Origin of the sequence: Desulfoscipio geothermicus DSM 3669 (genome assembly GCF_900115975.1) — a bacterium.
Taxonomy (GTDB): Bacteria; Bacillota; Desulfotomaculia; order Desulfotomaculales; family Desulfallaceae; genus Desulfoscipio; species Desulfoscipio geothermicus.
In genome coordinates, this window is record NZ_FOYM01000035.1 from 1 (window position 1) to 18,610 (window position 18,610).

The 18,610-nt window shown below is 49.3% G+C and carries 33 protein-coding genes; all 33 read right to left on the reverse strand.

Annotated features, from left to right (window positions below; genetic code table 11):
- Window positions 1-543 (reverse strand): major tail protein (locus tag BM299_RS16280; protein WP_092486866.1); only part of this gene is annotated, 543 nt, incomplete at its 3' end.
- A 10-nt stretch (window positions 544-553) separates the two neighbouring features.
- The gene (locus tag BM299_RS16285; RefSeq protein ID WP_092486868.1) at window positions 554-871 is read right to left on the reverse strand and encodes a hypothetical protein; all 318 of its coding nucleotides are present in this window, start codon (window positions 869-871) and stop codon (window positions 554-556) included.
- 5 nt (window positions 872-876) lie between these two features.
- Complete coding sequence (locus BM299_RS16290) at window positions 877-1,266, reverse strand: HK97 gp10 family phage protein (protein ID WP_092486871.1); 390 nt, start codon at window positions 1,264-1,266, stop codon at window positions 877-879.
- Complete coding sequence (locus BM299_RS16295; RefSeq protein ID WP_092486874.1) at window positions 1,259-1,561, reverse strand: hypothetical protein; 303 nt, start codon at window positions 1,559-1,561, stop codon at window positions 1,259-1,261. The genes BM299_RS16290 and BM299_RS16295 overlap by 8 nt, the downstream gene beginning before the upstream one ends.
- Entirely contained in the window at window positions 1,551-2,060 is a 510-nt protein-coding gene (locus tag BM299_RS20340) for a head-tail connector protein (RefSeq protein WP_092486877.1), read from the reverse strand. The genes BM299_RS16295 and BM299_RS20340 overlap by 11 nt, the downstream gene beginning before the upstream one ends.
- A 13-nt stretch (window positions 2,061-2,073) precedes the next feature.
- Window positions 2,074-2,652: a hypothetical protein gene (locus BM299_RS16305; protein ID WP_092486880.1), complete on the reverse strand. Its 579-nt coding sequence runs from the start codon at window positions 2,650-2,652 to the stop codon at window positions 2,074-2,076.
- Window positions 2,653-2,663: 11 nt separating this feature from the next.
- A complete protein-coding gene (locus tag BM299_RS16310) occupies window positions 2,664-3,845 on the reverse strand; it encodes a phage major capsid protein (protein WP_092486883.1) in 1,182 nt (393 codons plus the stop codon).
- 25 nt (window positions 3,846-3,870) lie between these two features.
- Entirely contained in the window at window positions 3,871-4,464 is a 594-nt protein-coding gene (locus BM299_RS16315) for an HK97 family phage prohead protease (protein WP_207545217.1), read from the reverse strand.
- A complete protein-coding gene (locus tag BM299_RS16320; RefSeq protein WP_092486889.1) occupies window positions 4,436-5,656 on the reverse strand; it encodes a phage portal protein in 1,221 nt (406 codons plus the stop codon). Before BM299_RS16320 ends, BM299_RS16315 begins: the two co-directional genes overlap by 29 nt.
- A 37-nt stretch (window positions 5,657-5,693) precedes the next feature.
- Complete coding sequence (locus tag BM299_RS16325) at window positions 5,694-5,942, reverse strand: hypothetical protein (protein WP_092486892.1); 249 nt, start codon at window positions 5,940-5,942, stop codon at window positions 5,694-5,696.
- Between the two features lie 4 nt (window positions 5,943-5,946).
- Window positions 5,947-8,829 carry a terminase TerL endonuclease subunit gene (locus tag BM299_RS16330; protein WP_092486895.1) on the reverse strand — a complete coding sequence of 961 codons (2,883 nt, stop codon included), beginning with the start codon at window positions 8,827-8,829 and terminating at the stop codon, window positions 5,947-5,949.
- Entirely contained in the window at window positions 8,826-9,191 is a 366-nt protein-coding gene (locus BM299_RS16335; RefSeq protein ID WP_092486898.1) for a hypothetical protein, read from the reverse strand. Before BM299_RS16335 ends, BM299_RS16330 begins: the two co-directional genes overlap by 4 nt.
- Before the next feature lie 130 nt (window positions 9,192-9,321).
- Complete coding sequence (locus BM299_RS16340) at window positions 9,322-9,609, reverse strand: HNH endonuclease (RefSeq protein ID WP_092486901.1); 288 nt, start codon at window positions 9,607-9,609, stop codon at window positions 9,322-9,324.
- Between the two features lie 121 nt (window positions 9,610-9,730).
- Window positions 9,731-10,216, reverse strand: coding sequence for a hypothetical protein (locus tag BM299_RS16345; protein WP_092486904.1), 486 nt, complete (start codon window positions 10,214-10,216; stop codon window positions 9,731-9,733).
- A gap of 25 nt (window positions 10,217-10,241) precedes the next feature.
- Window positions 10,242-10,376, reverse strand: a complete 135-nt coding sequence (locus BM299_RS20255) for a hypothetical protein (RefSeq protein WP_281246387.1) — start codon at window positions 10,374-10,376, stop codon at window positions 10,242-10,244.
- Window positions 10,377-10,470: 94 nt separating this feature from the next.
- On the reverse strand, window positions 10,471-10,782 hold the full coding sequence (locus BM299_RS16350) for a hypothetical protein (RefSeq protein WP_092486907.1): 312 nt from the start codon (window positions 10,780-10,782) through the stop codon (window positions 10,471-10,473).
- Window positions 10,783-10,853: 71 nt separating this feature from the next.
- Entirely contained in the window at window positions 10,854-11,171 is a 318-nt protein-coding gene (locus tag BM299_RS16355) for a hypothetical protein (RefSeq protein ID WP_092486910.1), read from the reverse strand.
- Window positions 11,172-11,230: 59 nt separating this feature from the next.
- Window positions 11,231-11,845: a dUTP diphosphatase gene (gene dut / locus BM299_RS16360; RefSeq protein WP_092486913.1), complete on the reverse strand. Its 615-nt coding sequence runs from the start codon at window positions 11,843-11,845 to the stop codon at window positions 11,231-11,233.
- Complete coding sequence (locus BM299_RS16365; RefSeq protein ID WP_131820669.1) at window positions 11,842-12,135, reverse strand: hypothetical protein; 294 nt, start codon at window positions 12,133-12,135, stop codon at window positions 11,842-11,844. The genes dut and BM299_RS16365 overlap by 4 nt, the downstream gene beginning before the upstream one ends.
- 13 nt (window positions 12,136-12,148) lie before the next feature.
- On the reverse strand, window positions 12,149-12,508 hold the full coding sequence (locus BM299_RS19115) for an HNH endonuclease (protein WP_131820670.1): 360 nt from the start codon (window positions 12,506-12,508) through the stop codon (window positions 12,149-12,151).
- Between the two features lie 2 nt (window positions 12,509-12,510).
- The gene (locus tag BM299_RS16375) at window positions 12,511-12,708 is read right to left on the reverse strand and encodes a hypothetical protein (RefSeq protein WP_092486921.1); all 198 of its coding nucleotides are present in this window, start codon (window positions 12,706-12,708) and stop codon (window positions 12,511-12,513) included.
- A 12-nt stretch (window positions 12,709-12,720) separates the two neighbouring features.
- A complete protein-coding gene (locus BM299_RS16380; RefSeq protein ID WP_092486923.1) occupies window positions 12,721-12,999 on the reverse strand; it encodes a hypothetical protein in 279 nt (92 codons plus the stop codon).
- An 81-nt stretch (window positions 13,000-13,080) separates the two neighbouring features.
- Complete coding sequence (locus BM299_RS16385) at window positions 13,081-13,467, reverse strand: DUF1064 domain-containing protein (protein ID WP_165608387.1); 387 nt, start codon at window positions 13,465-13,467, stop codon at window positions 13,081-13,083.
- Window positions 13,464-13,616, reverse strand: a complete 153-nt coding sequence (locus tag BM299_RS19505) for a hypothetical protein (protein WP_165608388.1) — start codon at window positions 13,614-13,616, stop codon at window positions 13,464-13,466. The genes BM299_RS16385 and BM299_RS19505 overlap by 4 nt, the downstream gene beginning before the upstream one ends.
- Window positions 13,609-13,785, reverse strand: a complete 177-nt coding sequence (locus BM299_RS18965) for a KOW motif-containing protein (RefSeq protein WP_114340143.1) — start codon at window positions 13,783-13,785, stop codon at window positions 13,609-13,611. The genes BM299_RS19505 and BM299_RS18965 overlap by 8 nt, the downstream gene beginning before the upstream one ends.
- Window positions 13,782-14,267 (reverse strand): hypothetical protein, encoded by a 486-nt coding sequence (locus tag BM299_RS16390; protein ID WP_092486929.1) that lies wholly within the window; start codon window positions 14,265-14,267, stop codon window positions 13,782-13,784. The genes BM299_RS18965 and BM299_RS16390 overlap by 4 nt, the downstream gene beginning before the upstream one ends.
- Before the next feature lie 18 nt (window positions 14,268-14,285).
- A complete protein-coding gene (locus BM299_RS16395; RefSeq protein ID WP_092486932.1) occupies window positions 14,286-14,624 on the reverse strand; it encodes a hypothetical protein in 339 nt (112 codons plus the stop codon).
- On the reverse strand, window positions 14,614-14,940 hold the full coding sequence (locus BM299_RS16400) for a hypothetical protein (RefSeq protein ID WP_207545218.1): 327 nt from the start codon (window positions 14,938-14,940) through the stop codon (window positions 14,614-14,616). Before BM299_RS16400 ends, BM299_RS16395 begins: the two co-directional genes overlap by 11 nt.
- 98 nt (window positions 14,941-15,038) lie before the next feature.
- On the reverse strand, window positions 15,039-15,314 hold the full coding sequence (locus BM299_RS16405; RefSeq protein ID WP_092486937.1) for a hypothetical protein: 276 nt from the start codon (window positions 15,312-15,314) through the stop codon (window positions 15,039-15,041).
- Complete coding sequence (locus BM299_RS19510) at window positions 15,302-15,469, reverse strand: hypothetical protein (RefSeq protein ID WP_165608389.1); 168 nt, start codon at window positions 15,467-15,469, stop codon at window positions 15,302-15,304. The genes BM299_RS16405 and BM299_RS19510 overlap by 13 nt, the downstream gene beginning before the upstream one ends.
- 32 nt (window positions 15,470-15,501) lie before the next feature.
- Entirely contained in the window at window positions 15,502-15,810 is a 309-nt protein-coding gene (locus tag BM299_RS16410) for an HNH endonuclease (protein ID WP_092486939.1), read from the reverse strand.
- Between the two features lie 151 nt (window positions 15,811-15,961).
- Window positions 15,962-17,878, reverse strand: coding sequence for a DnaB-like helicase C-terminal domain-containing protein (locus BM299_RS16415; protein ID WP_092486941.1), 1,917 nt, complete (start codon window positions 17,876-17,878; stop codon window positions 15,962-15,964).
- Window positions 17,875-18,609, reverse strand: a complete 735-nt coding sequence (locus BM299_RS19515; RefSeq protein ID WP_092486944.1) for a hypothetical protein — start codon at window positions 18,607-18,609, stop codon at window positions 17,875-17,877. Before BM299_RS19515 ends, BM299_RS16415 begins: the two co-directional genes overlap by 4 nt.
- Window position 18,610 lies beyond the last annotated feature (1 nt).

Sequence of the window (18,610 nt, forward strand, 5' to 3'; positions counted from 1 at the left end):
CCAGTTTTCACCGAGAGAAGAAACGTAATCCGGGTCGTCGGTCCGGGTGGTGCGCTTCCATTCCTCGTTATACTCCAGGATGGTGAACTTGCCGGTCAGGGCCGCCACCTGGAAGTTGACGCTATCGCCCTGGGTTTCAATGGTTTCCTCGGTCTCGGCAAACTTGCCCTTCATCAGCCACACATAACCGTATGTGCCATCAGATAGCTTCGTCCGAAAACCAAGGGCAACCTCGGGAGATATGTCACTGCTCTTGAACTTGGTAACCCCACCGGAGCGCTCATGGCCAAGCAGGATAGCCCGTTCCTCCGGCGTCAGGTCGGCCATGTTCAGGCTGACCTCGATTTCGCCGATGGAGTTGGCAGTTACGGCGGGCCCGTTGTCGGCAAACAATGTGGCCACAGCTCCGTTGGGGTTAACCCCGAGCTCGGTTACCCCGGGCAACGCTACGGCTGCTTGCCAGCTGGCGCCGCTTGAGGTGTCCGATATTAGAAGCGCGTAGTGGACAGAATCGACGCCGATGATAGCTTTTTTCTTGCCCATTTTTATCCTCCTAATTTGTTAACTGAATTTCATAAACAACTTGGCGCAGTTTTTCCTCTTCCAACCAGGCCTCGATTTTCCGATACGGCAGGCCCAGCTCCTTGAGCTTGTCCTGGACCAGGGCCTCGCTGGCCAGGTCTTTTGTGGCAGTATAAAGCTCAACCTGAAAGTTGCTGAGTTCCACATAATTTTGGTTGTCGGCCATCAGATCCCCTGAGTAAGAGAACTGGTAGGTAATGAACGGGGGCGCGGTGGGTTCTGTGAATTCGCCGTAAGCCACCGGGAGGCCCAAGGTCTTGAGTGCTGCATATAGTTCGGCTTGGGTCATGGACATCAACCCCCGTTCTGGATAATGCGCTTGATGTTCTCCACCATTTGCGGGACGTGTTTGTCATGCGCCGGCCGCAGGTGTGGGAACTCGGGCGCGCGCCCGCCGTTACGAAGGGCATGGCCGAACTCCAGCAAGTGAACGCGGCGATAATGCTTCTTATTCCAGATGACGTACATCCGGCGTCCATGTGCGGCAAGGGATTTATTTGTCCTCACAAAGGTACTGGCGTACTCACCGGTACGCTTGGGGGACAATGCTTTAACGTCCCGCAATACCTTTTTTGCGGTGTCGTCCACCTCTTTTGCAATAGCCTCCTGCACGTCTTCGGTATACTCACGGACAGCGTTCACAATCTCATTGGCCAGCTTGTGGATAGGAATAGCTTTAGCCATCGGCGGCCACCCTCTCGCAGGTCAGGCGGGTTTTTTCGCCCCTGGATTCGGTGCGAATTATGCGGTATGTGATATCGTTATGCTTTAACTTGCCTTCACCCTGGTACTCAAACGAGTAAATCTCAAACATTTTGGCGGGCCGCAAGCCGGACAATGCAGCATTATAATACTCGTTTGAGCTGACTGAAAACTCATTGGCATATACCTTGCGCTCGGTCTCGACCGGGATCTGGTTGCCGATTTCGTCTTCCTGAATGGTGGTGGTGATTAAGTATATAACCTGGTTATGCCTCAACCAGCACCACCTCCACGTCCTTGTCGCCGTCCACATATACCGTACCTTCGGCGGTTTCATACCCGTCGGCAGCCACGGTATAGTCAACATCAATACCGGATTCGTTCACAGTATGAGTGGCGACACCCAGGGAATTGGTGGTCAGCTCGTCGTCACCTATGGTAATGGTAGCACCGTCAATCGGCACACCACCACCGGTTACTGTAAATGTGATGGTAAACCAGGCGTAGTCCACGGATAACGACAGATGTGTTTTTATCAGGTCGTAAGCCCGCTGGAAGCGCTCCGCCTCCGGGTTGTCGTATCCGAAATTTGCCTTGCAGTAAGTGACAACGGCCCGCTTTATCAGCGGGTCCGTGTCAATTACCTTTTCGCTCATCACCCCGGACAGGCCCAGGTCGGCCTTAGCGGCGTCAATCAGATCCTGAATTTCACCGTCAAAATCGGTTGTTGCTTCGCTTATCCTTAGTGCTTTTTTAACATCATCAAGGAGGGCCATGTTAAGCCCTCCCTTACACTATCAGATAAACGTCAACCTGGCTGCCATCAAGGGCGCTGTTCAGGTCAATGGTATTACTCTCCAGATTTGTAGCGCTTGTTGTTACCGTAGGAGCTGTTCCTTCTTTGACTCCGCCTAGATAAGCTGCTAGAACCGTATCATGAGAAAGCTTGTAAGGTATACCAAGTACATCTGTGACGCCTACAGATATGGTGTCCCCCGCGCCAACTAATGCCGGCAGGGTGATTTTTGTCACAGTCCGGAACGCTTTGGTGCCGGATACAGCGTTTGCTCCATTTGCGGCGATGGTTTCGGTAATCGTTTCGCCGGCCATATTTGTGCCCTCGATTACTACGTTCCCGGCCACTCCAGCTTGATTGCCCTGAATCTGCAGCACCCGGGGATAGTCGGGGTTGGTGATGCCCTCGGTTACCTCAGTAGTGGCACCATCAGCCAGGGCAGTGGCCGCCAGTACGCTGTCAGCTGCGGCGGCGGCAGGGCTTACAACCATGTGTGCAATAAATCCCCGGTCGATAGTATCCAGTCCATCGGTTTTTATCCTGCCGCTTTTTGGATTATATCCTATCCTCATGCGTGATCACCTTAACCTTTCTTCACGCGCAGGAAACCGTTCTTGCTGACCACGTTGCCGCCCAGGAATACAGATCCACGGTGAGCAATCATGCCCTGCTTGAACTTGTAATCAGTTGACCGCTGTACTTCCATGTCGCTGAAAATGGTAAGCATGTAGTTTGACAATGGTCCGTAGGCCATGCAGTACTCGCCGGTGGCTGTGGCTGCGTCAGAAATTGCCTTACATGCGCTGTTAATGATAAAGGGTACGCTGTCAATAGTGCCGGTGTTGCCGTTGCTCTTGATATCGTATACTTTTTGGCCTTCCGCGTCGCGCAGGGTTGCGAATGCTTTCAGGTCTTTTTTGTTCAAAATCAGCACAGCGGTATCCTCAACATCCTCGTCGCCACCGAAACTGTAAACGATTTCGTCAAGAGTGGTTTCGTCAATTGCTGAAATTGATATGTCGGTGGAAGCATCAATCGCAGTGGCCGCCGAAGAGAAGATTCCTGCAAGTCGATTAGTTGCCCCAGTACCGACCAGTATTTCGCGGGAAATCTTTTTGCGAGCCGCAACGGAAATGCCTTTCATTACCTCGGCATCGTAGGCGGCCGCCGGCAGCTTTTGTAGCTCCTCGGTGTCCTCAGCGTATGCGGTCACCTTGGCCTTATTGATGTCTGCATAACCAAAGGTAGCTTCGGCTTCGGCATAATCCGCGCCCTCAGTGGTATAGTCACCGGTGCCATAACCAGTCAGGTATGGTTGCTTGAAAGACTCGCCGCCAATAAGGGGTTTGACGTTAACACGGTCAATCAGACTGGATACCTCGTTAAAGGTCGGCCTGATGTCGGTGGCCTGGTGCTGCGGTAAAATAATATTGGAAGACCCTACGGTTACAGCACGGTTTTCTTTCAGCGCTTGACCGCGCTTTTCTGCCTCCTCCTTAACCTTGGCTTCGCGATCCTCAACCTTGCCCGCAGTGTCAACCTTACGGGTTTCTCCGGGATTTGGCTTGTCTCCACCAGCAGCAGGTGCGTCGGCGTCCTTCAAAGATTCGATTACCTGCATGCGGGCGCGAAGCTTTTTCTCTTCTTCCTCCAGGTTACGCAGTTCCTCCTGGATTTTCTCCAGGTCGGCATCTTCTCCAGACTCTAAAATGGCCCGGATCTCCAGTTTACGTGCCTTAATTTCTTCAAAACGTTTTTCGTACATGGTTTTGTACCTCCGTGTTAAATTTTTAGAGATAAGTTTTCGCAATTAGCAGCTTCCGCAATTGCGCAGCCTCCGCCGCTTTTTGTTCCCTCTCGGCCTCCGCCTCAAAGAAACTCCTTGCGGAAATTGATGTATCCTGATACGCCGGGGTATCCACCGCCGAGACGTCCCAGATCTTTTTGAACTTAAGAATGGTACGGGTGCGCGTATCCTTGTTGTAACTGTGTTCCAACACGGTAAAAGCGAAGCTCATCTTGTCAATGTCGCCACGCTTAATCAACTCATACAGGTCGCGGCCTGCAGTTGTATTTGCTAATTTTGCCCTTATCAAAAGCCCTTCATTATCGGGCATTAGCTCTAAAGTCTTGTTCCTGGTCCGAGCCATGACCATTACCGCGTCGCTGTGGTTATACTTAAATGGCACATCTTTCATGTCGGCACCATCCAGGGCACCCCGAGCGATAACTTCATAGTACTTTACGCCATCCCACTCCCACATAACAGTCGGCTTATCATAAACAATAGCTCGGCCCTCAACTATCATTTCTTGCTGGTCGCCTGCTGGCTCAAGCGCCCTGAGTTCCGCAATTCTAATTTCCCTCTTGGCTTTTTCCGCCATCATCATCGCCCTCCCCGATTTGGTACAAGTCAGCTTTATCCGCATTAACGTAGTTTAGCGATACAATACGCCTGTCTCCGCCTTCAACCGGTGCAAGGTTAAATATCTCCCGGGCCTCGTTTATCGTGAGCAACCCCATAGGAATCATTTTTTCAGCCATCTGTACTTTAGTCTTGGTGCTGGCATACTGCAATCGGTTGGCCTCAAAAATTATCTCATTGCCGTGGCCCAGCTCCCGGGCAGTGAATAACTTACTAGTAAACTCCAGCGACATTTGTATGGCCAGTGGTTCCAACGTAGATTCATAAAACGCATCCCATTCATCCTCGGTGTACTTACCCATAACAATGTTTTCATTGACACCAAAGTACCGGTAAACTATGTCGCGCAGTTCCTTCATTTGAGATGCATTTACGATTTTTGGGTCGTTTTTTAACTCCTGATACTCTGCCTTTGCATCCAGGGCTGCAACGCCGCCCGAGTTGTTCATGGTCATATACTCTTGCACAAAACGATCTCGGTTGGCCTTGATGTCAGACTCTTTTAACATACCCTGATACTTGATTAATCCTCGCAGGTTTGCGCTGGTCTTTATAGCTTGAGCAATCCCCTCGTTAGATGTATGGATTGCTTCAAGGGTGGTATCAAGAGCTTCGTTATCCTCCCCGGCCATGTCTGATTTATAAAAATGACGGCGTAAATGAAAAACCTCGGAATACGGTAAAATCACCTGATGCCCGGCACCAAAATAAAACTTGACGTATATTGTCCCGCTTTGGTCTTCCATAAACTCAGCCAAGCTGCAGTTAACCGGCCATATGGCTTTAAGAGTCATGCCGTCCCAGACAGGATATGCAAAAGCGTTATTATCAATCATCAGGGTGGTTATAAGCTTGTATAAAAAGTCATAGGCGCTCATGTTGGGGTTGGGCCTTATCTGCAAAATCCTTTCAATTTGGCCGCCCACTGGAATGATCTCATTTCCAACGCGGCGAATATGCTTGGCTTTGAGTTTGGCTGCGTTCCTGGCGATGGCATCCACAGCCGACCTTACCACATCAGCTTCATAAGGGTCGCCACCCCAGGGCGAAAATGTTGGCGAGTATCCGTTTAACATTTGCAGGCGGGTGAATCCGGCCTTGTTTTTTACCCAGCCAAATATCATTTGAAATAAACTGCGTTTTTCTGCCAAGTAATCACCACCCTATCAGGCATACGTCATTAAAGAATTATTCCATGCTCTCTTGATGAAGTTGTTCGGCGTTGGCTTTCATAAATTCAGATACTTTTATATAACCTTCGGAATTGATCTTTTCGGAAAAACCGCGATACTTGACGCGGGCCGGGTAAACCTCTTTAAGCTTTCCGCTGTCGTCAAAGTCAAAAGTTATTGCCCACCCAAAGGTGTGCAGAATCATGTTTATCCACCATAGAAAGCCAAGCGTTCTAAACTCTTCCCAAGATTTACGTTCAACCATATATTTATCCCCCTATCAGGCCTTTGTAGTCTTCCAAATTGTTAGTTAAAACAGTGTACGCAATCAAAAGAGCAACAGCTGGATCTATGCGCTGGCGCTGGTTCTTGCCCTTCACCGGCCGGATGTTTTCGTTTTTATCAACCTCGACCGCCACGTTTGTAAGTGCCCATTTCACCAAGGGATTGTTGTTATAGTTAATGCCATTTGCGGCCAGGTCGGCCTTAAGCTCCTTCATCGGTGCCGAAAGGGTACGGGCACCCATGATTACCGGAATGAGGTTCTCCTTATTCGTGTAACCAATTCGGTTCTCCATATCCTCTACCCACGCCGGGGAGTTCCAGCTATCGTAGCCGGACCAGTAGGCGATTATGCCGTATTCATCACGCATTTTTAGAAACCAGTCAGTGACGTATCGATAGTCGACCTTGTTGCCCGGGCACGGCGTAATCAGTCCTCGCTCAGCCCACTTATCATAGGGCACCTTATCCTCTTTACTGCGCTGCTCGATGGTGTCAGCCGGCATAAAACCCTGACCAACAAAATATTTTTGCTCGCTTCCCGGTTTCATTATTAGTATACCGGCAAAGGTCAGGTCGGTGGTGGCTCCCAAGTCAACCCCGCCAATGCCGTAGCAGTCGCGCAGTTCCTCGATGTCGAATACTTCCTCGTTATTGGCTTCTTCGAAAGTTAGCCACTTATCTGCCGTTGTTTCACGGATATTAAAATCCTTTGTTAGCACCGTAGGTAAAAAGTTTTTATCATGCTTTGCCCGCTCCACATTGGCCGCTAGTTCTTCATAAGACTTGATTGTGCCCAGTCCAGGGTTAGCCTTCTCCCATGCCCGGAAGTCGGTCCACTCGTTGCGATCATCAAGTTCGTAAATAAAAGCCAGGAATCTTTCGTCCTCGATAACGCCATCCAGGACCTTGCAGGCATAATCGTAAATGTCATCAAAAATACACTCCCGAACAAAGCCGGCTGTGGTTATCATGTCAAGTAGTGGTTGCTCTCTGGCGGCCATAGACTGCTTCATCACGTCATAGAGGTTGCGATCTTTTATAGCGTGTAACTCGTCCATAACACAATAATGGGTATTCAAGCCATCTAGGCTGTTGCTGTCGCTGGCCAGGGGTTCAAATTTCGAGAATGTCACCGGGAAGTACAAGTCAGTCTTACGTTTCTTTATATGTTTTGAAAGCGCTGGCGATTGAGAAATCATATTAACGGCCTCGGTAAATACAATACGGGCCTGGTCCTTTTTTGTGGCCACCGAATAAACTTCGGCACCACCTTCGCCGTCGCCAATAAGCATATAATTACCGGTTGCTGCCTTCTCTGTGCTGTTATGCGTTACAGTCATTCTCTTGCCAGCTAAATATAAATTGTCCGCATTATCCACACCAATGCACTTGGTCGGCACTGTGTCAACTTTTTTAATGTTCACAATGGATTTATTTGCCATTCTAGAACACAGTTTATCTTTTAGCCGATCAAGCTTTCTCTGAAGCTTAAAACAGGGGTTTGTTTTATCGCAATAAAAAAGGACTGAATAAACAGTCCCTGCGTCTTTTCCATTGCACTTTGCGGTTTTTTCTCTGATACTGTGCTTTATCCCCAAGCTTAAAAGCAATTCACTGAAGCCATCAATTATTACCTTACTCTTTTGGACAAACTCACACTGGCCGCGTTTTTCAACATAACCGTCAGTGTCCATTAATCCCCTTAACAATTCCATCCGCTGGTCAACTGATGACATTAAATACATCTTAGGGATATGTTTATTGTTTAACAGATTCAATGCCCTTAAGTTGCCTTGAAGCGACAAATTTGTATATGGAGGTATTTCTAAACCATGCCTTCGGGCATAACCTGTCATTTTCTCACAAGCTAAACACTTATTGGTTTTATAATTAAAGTTCTCAGATTTAAGATGTCCTCTAATACAGTATTTGCTTTTGTCGTTTGTAATCGTTACGGTGCCTGCTTTTTTGTCGGTTTCTCTTTTTATTAAAACATATCCAGCTTTTTTTATTTCATCAAGTATTTGTGAATCTTGCCAATTAATTGTTATTCTACCGCTACAACTTGATCCGTCCCCTAACCAAACACCAAGAACATAGGGGTCTATAGGCAAATTAGCGCGCGGAAATTCTATAGCTTTATTTATTGGCACGCGGTATTTATATTCAATGCCTTTTCCATCTTTTCTCACCCTAGCAAAATCCTTTGCCATTTCCTCAGTAGTTATATTGAAATAGCCATTGCCTTCTCGGTAATCAGTTCGTTGTAATTTCCTTGTGCCTTTTAATTTGCGTTTAAGCATCCTTCTACTGTTCTTGGTTATTACAGTCCAGACGTGTTCTGCATCTGCGATTATTTTTTCGCCATCTTCAAATTCTACCTCATAGCATGTATGGTCATTAAAAATTTCAGAAGTAAATTTTATTCGAGCCGGCTTTCCATCTGCGCCGTAAATATAATCACCAACGTTTAACTCGCCCATAACTTTCCAGCCGTCAGGGGTTATAATTGGCGTATCAACGCTCAGGGCTTTACCATTCTTCCGGGCGACACAAGTAAATACTTCCCGGCAACGCCTTACCCCTGTATCCTTATGAACAAATCCATAAACAGCCTGTATTTTAGCTTTCTGGAACAATCCCAGTTCGACCGGCTTTCCAATCCACTTGCCCTTTGAGTGTTTGCAGAATTTCTCTATGAATTCAATCGGCTGGTTTGCCTTCTCCAAATCAAAAACCCACGGATCACGTGGGTTGTTAAGTTCGTCAACAAGTTTTTGATATTGCTGAACCAGGCGCTTACAGGCGACTATTTCGCCGGACTGAATTTTATTCCAATACTCGAGAATATAATTCGGCTGACTCATTTCCTCGCCTTCTTCACAAACTCCATCAGTTCATCAGCTTCCGTCTTAGGCTTGTCTTGCGGCAACAGATCAAGGATCTGTTTGCAGACAGTTGAATACCGTTGAATCATCGTGCTGTATGACTTGACGGCCGGGTGCTCACGGTTGTACTCGTAATCACCCTGGCGAAATATTTCCACCGGCCCCTCTCGGTCGATAATCTCCCGGAGCTCACCCAGGGTTGCACGCATGAAGGCGGCCTCCTGAATGAGACCCTCGGCGGCTCGTTTTTTATCGTCGGATAAGTTCTTCGTTATTCTTCTAAGTTTTAGCAACTCTTTCTTGATTGCTTTTTGTTTCGCTTCCTGCCTGGAAATCTCCATGCGTTTCACCACCTTTTAGGGGGGTCATGTGCGATATTATTCCGAGGTTTTTGAAGGTCCCCAGCTCGGTCCCTTGATGCCTAACCAGATTTTCTGACCGGGGGGGTGGTAAATTCTAAAATTTTTAAGGTTAATCACTGACAACCAAGTCCCCATTCTCATCAAACCTCAATCCCTCTGCCGTACTCGCCCCACCATGTTCACGATTGTGGCAATTAAGGCAAAGATACTCCAGGTTATCCCAGTTCAGCGTTACGTCCGGGTTGTTGATATTCTCCGGCGTAAGCTTGATCTTGTGGTGCACAATATGCCCTGGCCGCGGACACCGCTCACACAACCCGAACACACTGGCGATGTATGCCTCTCTGCATTTCAGCCAGGCCTTGCTTTTATAAAACTTCTTTGCAAATGGCTTCATCGAAAAACACACCACCGGTGCGGCCGCTCAACACGACCCCAAATCAAAAGCCGCCCCCTGGGCGGCTTCCCTATGATACGATAATACCACACTTTCCCGGCAAAACAGTCTCAAAAAAGTCTCAGCTCGCATTCCTGTGCGGAAACTGGCCCGGCAAACATTCATAAAAAGCCTCTACCACATAAATCCGCATCCGGTAAAAAGTTGCCTTACTTACAAATAAATGGTTCTCCCATATCACCCGGTCCGGCTGCACTTTCTCCAGGTACTTCTTCCTTACCAGTTGAGCATACTGCGCATTTTCCTCCCGCAGCAGCTCCATCACCCGCCTAAAACACTGCAATTGTCTGAGCCGATCCTGGATGTCCTGCATAATCTCCGCCCGTCGAACCGGGTATTCATCCATAAACTCAACCCACCTGGCCTGGCGGCTGTCCAGATTCCCGCCGGTTACAGGCGCGCCGCTTAGGTTACTCATCCACCGTGGCGGCGATGCGGCCTTGGTGTCTAGCTTCTCAAGCTCCATTTGTAAATTTTTGATAGCTATTTCAAGCCTGGGTATCGAGTAAAGCCACGCCTCGACCCGGCGGAAATCTTCAGCCTTCATGTTAACACCTCCCAAAGATTACATGCTAACCGCCTATCATTACCAGCATCTCATCCAGCCAACCGTACACCTTGAGCAGCATCGCCACAAAGATAATAGCCGCCACCAAATCGATTATCGCCGCCGTTCGCTCTATGTTTTTGGTTAGTTTATCATTCAAGTTGCTACCCCCTGTTTCTCTTCCGCTTGCCCGGGTGATCAGGCCCAGGCAAGCCCGGTGAAAGGTTCTTTCGCATTTTCTTTGGAATGTGACGTTACAAATATTCTTTTGGCACCTTTCGATAGTCAAATCCCAGGCACTCTTGAATTATCTCTACCAGTCCGCCTATATAATATCCTTGCGGGCAAAGGTCCTCACCGATTCGGTGGCAAGGCATGCAGGTACGAAAGGTCTCAAGATGCCTGTCCCACTTGCCAACCACCAAGCGGTACCTTTGGCCCGGCTTGATTTCGCCGCCGCATTCAGTACACTTGTGCGCCTTTTTAGCAGTCAAAAAGTCCTCTCGGTAAAATTCTGGTGCTTCCGCATCGCACAAGTCCACGCTGCAATTGCAGGATATACTCATTATTTTTACCCCCTTGTCGCATAATTTAACTAATGCGTAATTCGATATACTGACTTCTCCACGGGGTTAGTTTATAACCCGTAATTCTCCCCAAAATCCTCTATGTGGTCATACATAAAATCAATTAACTCATCAAAGAAAATATCATCATCGTGCATCTTTATTATTGCTTCTTCAATTTCTTTTTGAGTGAATTTAACTAGCCCTCGATCTTGCAAGTGCTCAAAAACAAACCTTATTGTCTCTTTTACGGCGTTCCGTGTAGTAAGTTGGGGAGGTATTAGAGCTAGGCACACATTGCAACTACACCCGATACAATCCATGCCTTTGTTTTGTCTAGCCATTTCTTCACATTTTTGGGCATCCTTTATTTGTTGTTCATTCATCATTTACATTCACTCCTTCACATTTTTTTTAGCTAGTGCACATTTTAAACAGAGTGTGTGCCTTACACCCTCCCCGTACTCCCAAACCCCTGGTTTCCACGCTCACTGCCGGCCAGCTCGTCCACCTCGACCAACTCCACCTCCGGTATCGGCGTGATGGTCAGCTGCGCGATTCGCTCGTACGGCTGCACCGTGTATGGCTCACCCGACAGGTTTACAAGCACAACACAAATCTCCCCGGTATACCCGGCGTCCACCGTTCCGCCCGGGCAAAGTATCCCGGCGACATTCAGGCTGCTGCGCCCCCGAATGTCGCCGTAGTAGCCGGGCGGGATCGCCATGCATACGCCGGCGCCTATCTTGACCCGGCCGTCGGGTGGTAGTTTAATCGGCGCCGGTATATTCGCCCGTAGGTCAAACCCGGCATCGTGGATGTATTTGCGGTACGGCCGGCAGTTGGGGTTTAATAATTTCACCTGAACTTGCATTTTTAACCTCCGCTCCAGCTTATCAATTACCCATAACGTATAGCGCAAGCCGTCCACCAATTCTTCCGCAAGATGATACAGGCGCTCAGTTATAGCTGCTGTACTCTGCTCCAGCGGATGCCCGTACTTGCTTTGTCCCTTCGCATCCTGCTGGTCAAGCAAGGCATTTATCTGATCCCGGTAGTTCATCCTACCGCCTCCTTTTCAGCCAACCCACTCCACTCATCAATAAACGTCATGACCATCCAGCACGCCCCTTTAAGCCTTACCGCAGCCCATACGCCGGGATAAACCTCCAGCCACCCGGCGCTGGTCTTGTCCAGCCGCATACCCACCGCCAGCTGGGTGTTTATTTGCGCTTTAAGCCTTCGCAGTAATTTTTTACGGCTGGCCCGAAACTCTGACCGCTGGCAGAAGCGTTGCCAGGCGTGGTCTGATAACTCTACCTGATAGGGCTTTGGTCTAAGCACCTTTGGCATATCACCACCCCCGCTATTCAATTTTTGCCCCCTTTTTCAGGTTACACTCCGGACAAGATAACTCCAGGTTGTTTAAGTCCCATTCCGCCCCGCCTTCACTAATCGGCACTATATGATCAACGTGATAGCCGCCTTTTTTATTCGGCACCTCTTTGCCGCACTTCATACAAATACCGCCATCACGCTCATAAATAACGCGCCGTACCCGTTGCCAATCCGTAACCATCTTAAAATCTCTCACACATCGCGGGCCACAAAATGTTTGCTTTGGAGGTGGTACTGGCTTCCCACACCAGCGACATAGGTTGTTGCCGTGTTCGTCCTTGCGGTACGGGAAGCGTTCCCAATTAGGTATTTTCTCTCTACCCGACACGATTAAACTTCCTCCTGATCTATTCGCTTCCTGATTCCCGCCGGCAGATGCGCCCGGGCCCTGGGTATGACCGTTTTACCGGTGCGTAGGCCGGCGGGTGGAAGCTGGGGCGCCAGGGCGGCCATGTGTTGCTCCCTGGCTTGCGCGGCCATTATTCGGGCTGCAGCGATACTGGCCCAAAACACTTTCCAAATATCCATAGGCTCACGCTCCTAACACTCAATCGGTTTAATAAGACTAAAACCGCTTTCGCTATGCCACCAATTTGCAAAGTCAAATCCCACCTGAGTCAAATCAAAAAGCAGTTGTCCCAATCCTTCAACCGAATTTAGGTTTATATAATTATCATCACAACCCAACTTTTTGAGCACATCCCTTGTCTCATCATCAAGAGGAACATAAACGTAATAGCAAATCTCGCCATCAGCATCATAGTCAACGACTTTTGGATGTAATGTGTTGATTAGGTCTACCTTTTCTTGGTCTGTCATTGTAACCGCTCCTTTCCTGACGGTCCACTTGACAAAACCGCGTTACTTGAACGCATTACTTAACACGCAAGGCTTGTCAAGTTATTCCTCCACAAACTCAATTCCCGGGTATCGATACAGCAGCATCTTTCGCTTGATAGCGTACTCTTTGGTCCGGTACCCCTTTGTGTCGATCACCACCACCCGGCCGTTATGGTACCGGACCAAAAAGTCCGCCCTATATTTGATTGGTCTCACCCAGTTCCCGTCCCGATCCCGGAAGCCGGGCTGAAGTTCAAACTCTGGCTGCAGTTCAAAGTCAACAATTTCGCCGGCCCGCTTGAGCAGCTTCAGTTCCTCATACTTGCGGGCCTCTTTTCGACTGTCGAAGGTTATACCATCCACGGTCGCCTTCCGGGACCGGTACTTGCTTTCCCGTGGCGGAAGCAACCCCAACTCCCGGGCCCGGGCCTGGCTGATCCTGGTCACGCCGCCTTCCCTCGCTTCTTCCGCGACTGCTTGGCCCGCTTCGGCACAATCGCCGCCGGCTTTTGTACCGGTATCAGTTCCTCGGCGCACCGGCGGCACATGGTTATGTGGTCGCCGGTGTCACAGCCGCACATGATGCATTTAGCCATGCGTTTCACCCACCTTTTCCAGGTTCTCCGGCTTTAAGTACGCCCGGTGTGCGTACGACGGACCATACTGGACCACCGCCCTGCCTCGGTACTCGTACAGGTACATGCCGGTCTTGCCTTTATTTTGGCCGCGCAGGATGCGGACGCGGTCGCCTGGTTTAGGCATCATATCTCGATCACCGTTTCGCTAAACGCCTTGGTTATCCGCTGCAACTTGGACTTACATTGATCCCGGTAATTTACTGTTATAAGCCTAAAACCAGGTGTTAATTCCGGCGATAAAACCTTTTCTATACACTCAACCTCGGCAATTAGTCCTTCTTTAAGCTTTATCGCCTGGAATATGGTCAACGTTTCAGTTCCCTTAGCTTTACCTTCTTTGGTCTCTTTACCGGCCTTATCTTTGACCGGATACTTTTCAAATCCCATATCCCCACTCTCCTTTCGTTTCCGGGTAAGGTTTAATGCAAATGGCTTTTTCTCGCTGGCCTGTTTCGCTGGCCCGTACTTGGCCAGTTCCTCCGGGCTCAACTTATACGTCACCACCGGCCCGTTCGCCGCGTAACCGTCGCCTACACTGCTGGACTCATGCGGTAGTCGACACCCAAGGCGATGTTTTGCAATACTGGTGTTATGGCCGCTCTGGCTCATGGATGCCACCTCCGTTTATTAGTTGCCCAATATCCCTCCCGGCCGTTCGCTAATCTTCCCTTCCCGCGCCAGGTGCACTAACAGCAGCAGCGTTTCATACTGCGCCCTTCCCCCGGACCCGCGCAGCTGCTCCGCTATCTCCACCAGGCCGGCGCCCGCGTTCCAGAGTTCCACCGCCCGGGCAATGTCGCTGCGCGTCCAGCTGAAGTCAAGTTCTTCCAGGATGATCACCCGCTCTTCCCGGGAACGGATGCGGGGCGCTGCCAAGCCGTCATGTGCCGGCACCGCCTGGCCAAAGCAGCGCGTGGCCCGCAGGTGCTGCACCCGGACGCGGGGGTTCTCGGGTTTAGTGCGCATTGTGTGCCTCCGGTTCGGCGGCGGGGTCGAGAAAGCGGAGAATATCATCATACGCCGCCAACCTGCCGATAAAGTACCATGTATTAGTTGGGTCTTGGTTTTTGCTCCATTTTTCCCGCATTTCTGCTACCGCCGCCCGTATTCGCGCACGCTCTTGCCGGGCACCTTTGGTTTGCTGTACAAATGTAGGCCAGGGACCATTTTCAAGTTGCTCAATCAAGTTTTTGAAGTATTCATCATCAGTGCCCCTATTCTTCCGATCCTTTAATCGTTCTCTTGCTTGCTTTAGTTGTTTTTTATCTGGTTTGTAAACCATCACTCCCGCCCCTTTCATCCAGGGCGGCAAGGCCAGGGCGGCAAGGGCCTTTATTAATGCTTTTGTTTCGTCGCTTAATTTATCAGTGTACTTCATATTCAGCAAACCATATTAACGCAATCATTGGCCGCCTCTGCCACCTTCTCCAGCTTCCGCACCCGTTCCAGCATCTCCCGGCCTGCGTCGGCGGAGAGGGCTTGATCAATCATTTCCGTCCAACTCTTATGCATGATAAACGGGCCATAATATATCTGTTCCAACGCTTCCCACATCACCGCGCATTGCGCCTCCAACTGCTCCACCTTCGCCCGCAGCTCCCGGTTCTCGGCTTTCAGTTGAGCGTTTTCGGTCTCCAAAACAGCTACTGTTCGCATGATTTCGCCTCCCGCTTCTCCCGCCAGGGCTTGCTTGCGCTGATGCATCCTTCCCGGGACCAAACGACCAGCCCGGGGCATAGCTCCCGGTAATGCCGGATGCAGCGCAAGCACTCGATACAGACCTGGGGCGTTTCGTAATCTGCGCCTGCCATGGGATCACCTCCGAAATTCATGGGGTCAATTTCTACCACGGTGGGCTTGTTTCTTTAAAATTTTTAGTTTCACGATCCGCTTTTTTGGCTTCCAATTCTCGTAAATACCCTTCATACATCTCGGTTTGCTCATCCAATTTACGGAAATACTTCATTCGGTGAAGTTCAGCATTTCTTGACCAATGGCAGGCACTACATAGTGGACGAGTATTACTAAAAACGTCCTCCCCGCCATCTTCCAGTGGGATAATATGATCTAGTTCAAAATGCGCTTTTGTTTCGTTCTCATACACCCCACACCAATGGCAGCGCAGCGGACCAAGTTCGCGCCATCTTCTCATATGATCGCTGTTCTTATTACGCCGATTCTTACGCTTGCCTTTACCAGCCCACTTAATAAACCGTCCACATTCATTGCAATACAGTCCGGCACCATGTATTTCATGTGGTTATACGCGGTATGATTTGGAATTACAGAAACGGCATTTTATCTCACTCAAACGGCAACTCTCCTTCCTTGAACGGCACTTCCTCGGCTACGAGTGGCCGCTTGTTTGGATCCTCGATGGTCAGGTATTTTTTGTTAAAATCAAGTCCAATCTGACACAACGGTCCTTTTCTGTTTTTTAGCACAGCCACCCGTAGTTCTTCCGATTCGCTTTTCTGTGCCTCAGGCTTATCAATATCCGGCCGCCATAGGCCTAACACAAAGTCCGCTGCTTCTTCCACCACCCCGGAATCCCGGGCCATATCCATGGTAATAGGCTCGGCCCCGGTTTTGCCGCTGCGGTTTGTTTGGTGCAGGTACAGTACCGCCACGTCTAGTTCTTTAGCCAGTCTTTTTAGCTGTTTAGCTAACTCACTGGTAACTTCATACTGTGACCCGCGTTCGCCACGCATTCGCCCCAGATAGTCGATACACACCAGGCGCACCGGTTCATGTACCTTTTCTGTTTCGGCCACCTGAATAAACTCGCGCAGGTCCTCGTAAGTAAGAAAATCTTCTTCAACGATGTAAACCTTTTCAAAATTCATCCCGACCAGCTTTGCAAGTGACCTGGCGTTTGCGTCGCCAGCCCTAACCGCTTTTTCAATAGCTTGTCCTTCCTGACGCACTGTTATCTGGGCTGCCCGCTCGTATATCTGGGCCAGCGGCTGCTCCAGAGAAAAGAACAGGGTGGGCGTCTTTTGGTTTAGGGCAACACTCCGGATGACGTTTATTAAAAAAGCTGTTTTGCCTACTCCAGATCTGGCCAGCACCTCACATACTTCTCCTGGGGCGATGCCCCTTATCGCCCGGTCGATAATCGATATCCCCAGGTTAATTTTGCGCTTTTCAAGTTCCTGCACGTACTCCTCGTACTTTGCCCGGGCCTCCTCTATGGTGTATATTTTGTCTGCAGTGATCTTGGTCTCTTGCTTTTTCTTAAACCGGCATCGGTTATCACAATACTGCTGCAGGATCTGGTCATTACACCCATAGTCATATGGCCTTTCGATAGCCTGGTGGATCGCTTTTTCGATGTCCTTTTCTTTCAGCGGTGGGCTGTTGCGCTGGTTCCAGGCCCGCATGATACCCATAATCATATCGTCAGCCAGGCCTTGCTTACGCCAGTATACTGCCAGCCTTAAAGCACAGTTATCACGCATCCCCTGACCAACACCGTCCATGATAGCATAGTAGCACAGCTTAGCGTCTTTAGGTTTGGTCAGGGCCCCCGCCGGCAACCGATCATCCTTCTTTTCTTCCCGTATGGACTTCTGGAAAAGTTCGGCCAATTGGCTGTTATAGCTTATTTCATCAACTGGTTCTATGGTCCGGGGTTCTTTAGCAAGTTCTAAGATATCGGCAGTTTCTTTATGCAGTATCTCCATCGCGTAAAGCGGTATCTTGTATAGCCCAGTCTTACTGTTAATCGTGTTGCTTAGCCGGAACAGGCGTACCGTGTCATAAATACTACTGTCGTAATTAATCCCCTGGAGCAATGCGGCAGCCATTTTCTTAAATCCGACCGGCAGGCGCGGGCTGGCATAGCACCCAAACATCGATGTCGGGATCATAATGTGAAAACCTTTAGCGCCGGAGAAAAAACACTTCACTTGCTGCAGGTCAACGTCATATGCCGCAGCCAGTCTGTCAAGTACACGCCGGGCATTATCGTGAGCTTGTTCCAAATTCTCATCGTCAATGTCGATAGGAAACAGGTCGGCATAAACCGGGCCCTGATAACCGGCCACCGTTTTTTTGTTTTCAAAGTGCTGTTTAAATGCTTCCGGGTATCTGTAAACCGTCCGGTAGCAGTCGGTTTTTCCGATAGGCACCTTAAACTTGGTAATGTTAACGATGTTATTCCGCTTATTGACGCCGCCTATAGCAACGTCACACCAGCAGTAATCGGGGTTTTTCATGCTTCAACATCTCCAAACATCTCCCTGGCGTCCGGGAGATTGCACACCTTGGCCGACTCCCCCTTAACTTTGGGTTTGAGAATGCCCTTCAAGTACAGCAAAGTGCTCTCTATTTTTTTGGTCTTTAGCACCCAATTAAGTTTTTCGATTGCTTCAAGGACTTTATCGTACCCTTCTTCGTTATAAAGGCGACCAATGAACGGATAGTCTCCCTTGTTCGGAGTGACTCCAGGGATCTCTCGGTACTTTTCCACGAGTTCGGCAATGAGTTGCTGGTTGTTCGGAGGACCATCCCCTGATGATGATTTATCATCATCTTTATAGTTAGTTTCGTTTTGTTTTAGTTTAAATAATGTGCCCCTCTCGTTGCCCCCGCTGTGTGCCGTTCGTTGCCCCTCCTGTTGTCCCTCTTGTTTCCCCTGCTGTTGCCCCTCCTGTTGTCCCTTTTGAACAAACGGGATTATTTCATATTTTCCGGCCTGATTTACTCGGTTTGATTTTTTGTAATTGATCCTGCCAGCCTGGATAAGTAGTTGACGAGCTCGATCGAACTCTTTTCTACTAAGTCCAGCCTTGATCTGTAGCAAACCGTTTGGAACAGTAAATTCCTGCTGCCACCCAGTCTTATTACAAATGGCCATCAGTTCGTACCATAATGCAATTGCACTGGCAGGAAGCTGGTTTACTTCCTTCCATTCGGTGAATGCTACAATCTCTGACAGGTAGTTCATA

What these genes read in the sequence shown, in the direction of transcription:
- BM299_RS16350 (WP_092486907.1), bottom strand. Translation starts at nt 10,782, where the DNA reads ATGAGTATATCCTGCAATTGCAGCGTGGACTTGTGCGATGCGGAAGCA.
- BM299_RS16390 (WP_092486929.1), bottom strand. Translation starts at nt 14,267, where the DNA reads ATGAGCCAGAGCGGCCATAACACCAGTATTGCAAAACATCGCCTTGGG.
- BM299_RS16365 (WP_131820669.1), bottom strand. Translation starts at nt 12,135, where the DNA reads ATGCCAAAGGTGCTTAGACCAAAGCCCTATCAGGTAGAGTTATCAGAC.
- BM299_RS16335 (WP_092486898.1), bottom strand. Translation starts at nt 9,191, where the DNA reads ATGGAGATTTCCAGGCAGGAAGCGAAACAAAAAGCAATCAAGAAAGAG.
- BM299_RS16380 (WP_092486923.1), bottom strand. Translation starts at nt 12,999, where the DNA reads ATGACAGACCAAGAAAAGGTAGACCTAATCAACACATTACATCCAAAA.
- BM299_RS16405 (WP_092486937.1), bottom strand. Translation starts at nt 15,314, where the DNA reads ATGCGAACAGTAGCTGTTTTGGAGACCGAAAACGCTCAACTGAAAGCC.
- BM299_RS20340 (WP_092486877.1), bottom strand. Translation starts at nt 2,060, where the DNA reads ATGGCCCTCCTTGATGATGTTAAAAAAGCACTAAGGATAAGCGAAGCA.
- dut (WP_092486913.1), bottom strand. Translation starts at nt 11,845, where the DNA reads ATGAACTACCGGGATCAGATAAATGCCTTGCTTGACCAGCAGGATGCG.
- BM299_RS16310 (WP_092486883.1), bottom strand. Translation starts at nt 3,845, where the DNA reads ATGTACGAAAAACGTTTTGAAGAAATTAAGGCACGTAAACTGGAGATC.
- BM299_RS16325 (WP_092486892.1), bottom strand. Translation starts at nt 5,942, where the DNA reads ATGGTTGAACGTAAATCTTGGGAAGAGTTTAGAACGCTTGGCTTTCTA.
- BM299_RS16345 (WP_092486904.1), bottom strand. Translation starts at nt 10,216, where the DNA reads ATGAAGGCTGAAGATTTCCGCCGGGTCGAGGCGTGGCTTTACTCGATA.
- BM299_RS16355 (WP_092486910.1), bottom strand. Translation starts at nt 11,171, where the DNA reads ATGATGAATGAACAACAAATAAAGGATGCCCAAAAATGTGAAGAAATG.
- BM299_RS19515 (WP_092486944.1), bottom strand. Translation starts at nt 18,609, where the DNA reads ATGAACTACCTGTCAGAGATTGTAGCATTCACCGAATGGAAGGAAGTA.
- BM299_RS16330 (WP_092486895.1), bottom strand. Translation starts at nt 8,829, where the DNA reads ATGAGTCAGCCGAATTATATTCTCGAGTATTGGAATAAAATTCAGTCC.
- BM299_RS19510 (WP_165608389.1), bottom strand. Translation starts at nt 15,469, where the DNA reads ATGGCAGGCGCAGATTACGAAACGCCCCAGGTCTGTATCGAGTGCTTG.
- BM299_RS16410 (WP_092486939.1), bottom strand. Translation starts at nt 15,810, where the DNA reads ATGAGAAGATGGCGCGAACTTGGTCCGCTGCGCTGCCATTGGTGTGGG.
- BM299_RS16290 (WP_092486871.1), bottom strand. Translation starts at nt 1,266, where the DNA reads ATGGCTAAAGCTATTCCTATCCACAAGCTGGCCAATGAGATTGTGAAC.
- BM299_RS16285 (WP_092486868.1), bottom strand. Translation starts at nt 871, where the DNA reads ATGACCCAAGCCGAACTATATGCAGCACTCAAGACCTTGGGCCTCCCG.
- BM299_RS19505 (WP_165608388.1), bottom strand. Translation starts at nt 13,616, where the DNA reads ATGGCTAAATGCATCATGTGCGGCTGTGACACCGGCGACCACATAACC.
- BM299_RS16315 (WP_207545217.1), bottom strand. Translation starts at nt 4,464, where the DNA reads ATGGCGGAAAAAGCCAAGAGGGAAATTAGAATTGCGGAACTCAGGGCG.
- BM299_RS16340 (WP_092486901.1), bottom strand. Translation starts at nt 9,609, where the DNA reads ATGAAGCCATTTGCAAAGAAGTTTTATAAAAGCAAGGCCTGGCTGAAA.
- BM299_RS16415 (WP_092486941.1), bottom strand. Translation starts at nt 17,878, where the DNA reads ATGAAAAACCCCGATTACTGCTGGTGTGACGTTGCTATAGGCGGCGTC.
- BM299_RS16395 (WP_092486932.1), bottom strand. Translation starts at nt 14,624, where the DNA reads ATGCGCACTAAACCCGAGAACCCCCGCGTCCGGGTGCAGCACCTGCGG.
- BM299_RS16305 (WP_092486880.1), bottom strand. Translation starts at nt 2,652, where the DNA reads ATGAGGATAGGATATAATCCAAAAAGCGGCAGGATAAAAACCGATGGA.
- BM299_RS18965 (WP_114340143.1), bottom strand. Translation starts at nt 13,785, where the DNA reads ATGATGCCTAAACCAGGCGACCGCGTCCGCATCCTGCGCGGCCAAAAT.
- BM299_RS16375 (WP_092486921.1), bottom strand. Translation starts at nt 12,708, where the DNA reads ATGGATATTTGGAAAGTGTTTTGGGCCAGTATCGCTGCAGCCCGAATA.
- BM299_RS16400 (WP_207545218.1), bottom strand. Translation starts at nt 14,940, where the DNA reads ATGGTTTACAAACCAGATAAAAAACAACTAAAGCAAGCAAGAGAACGA.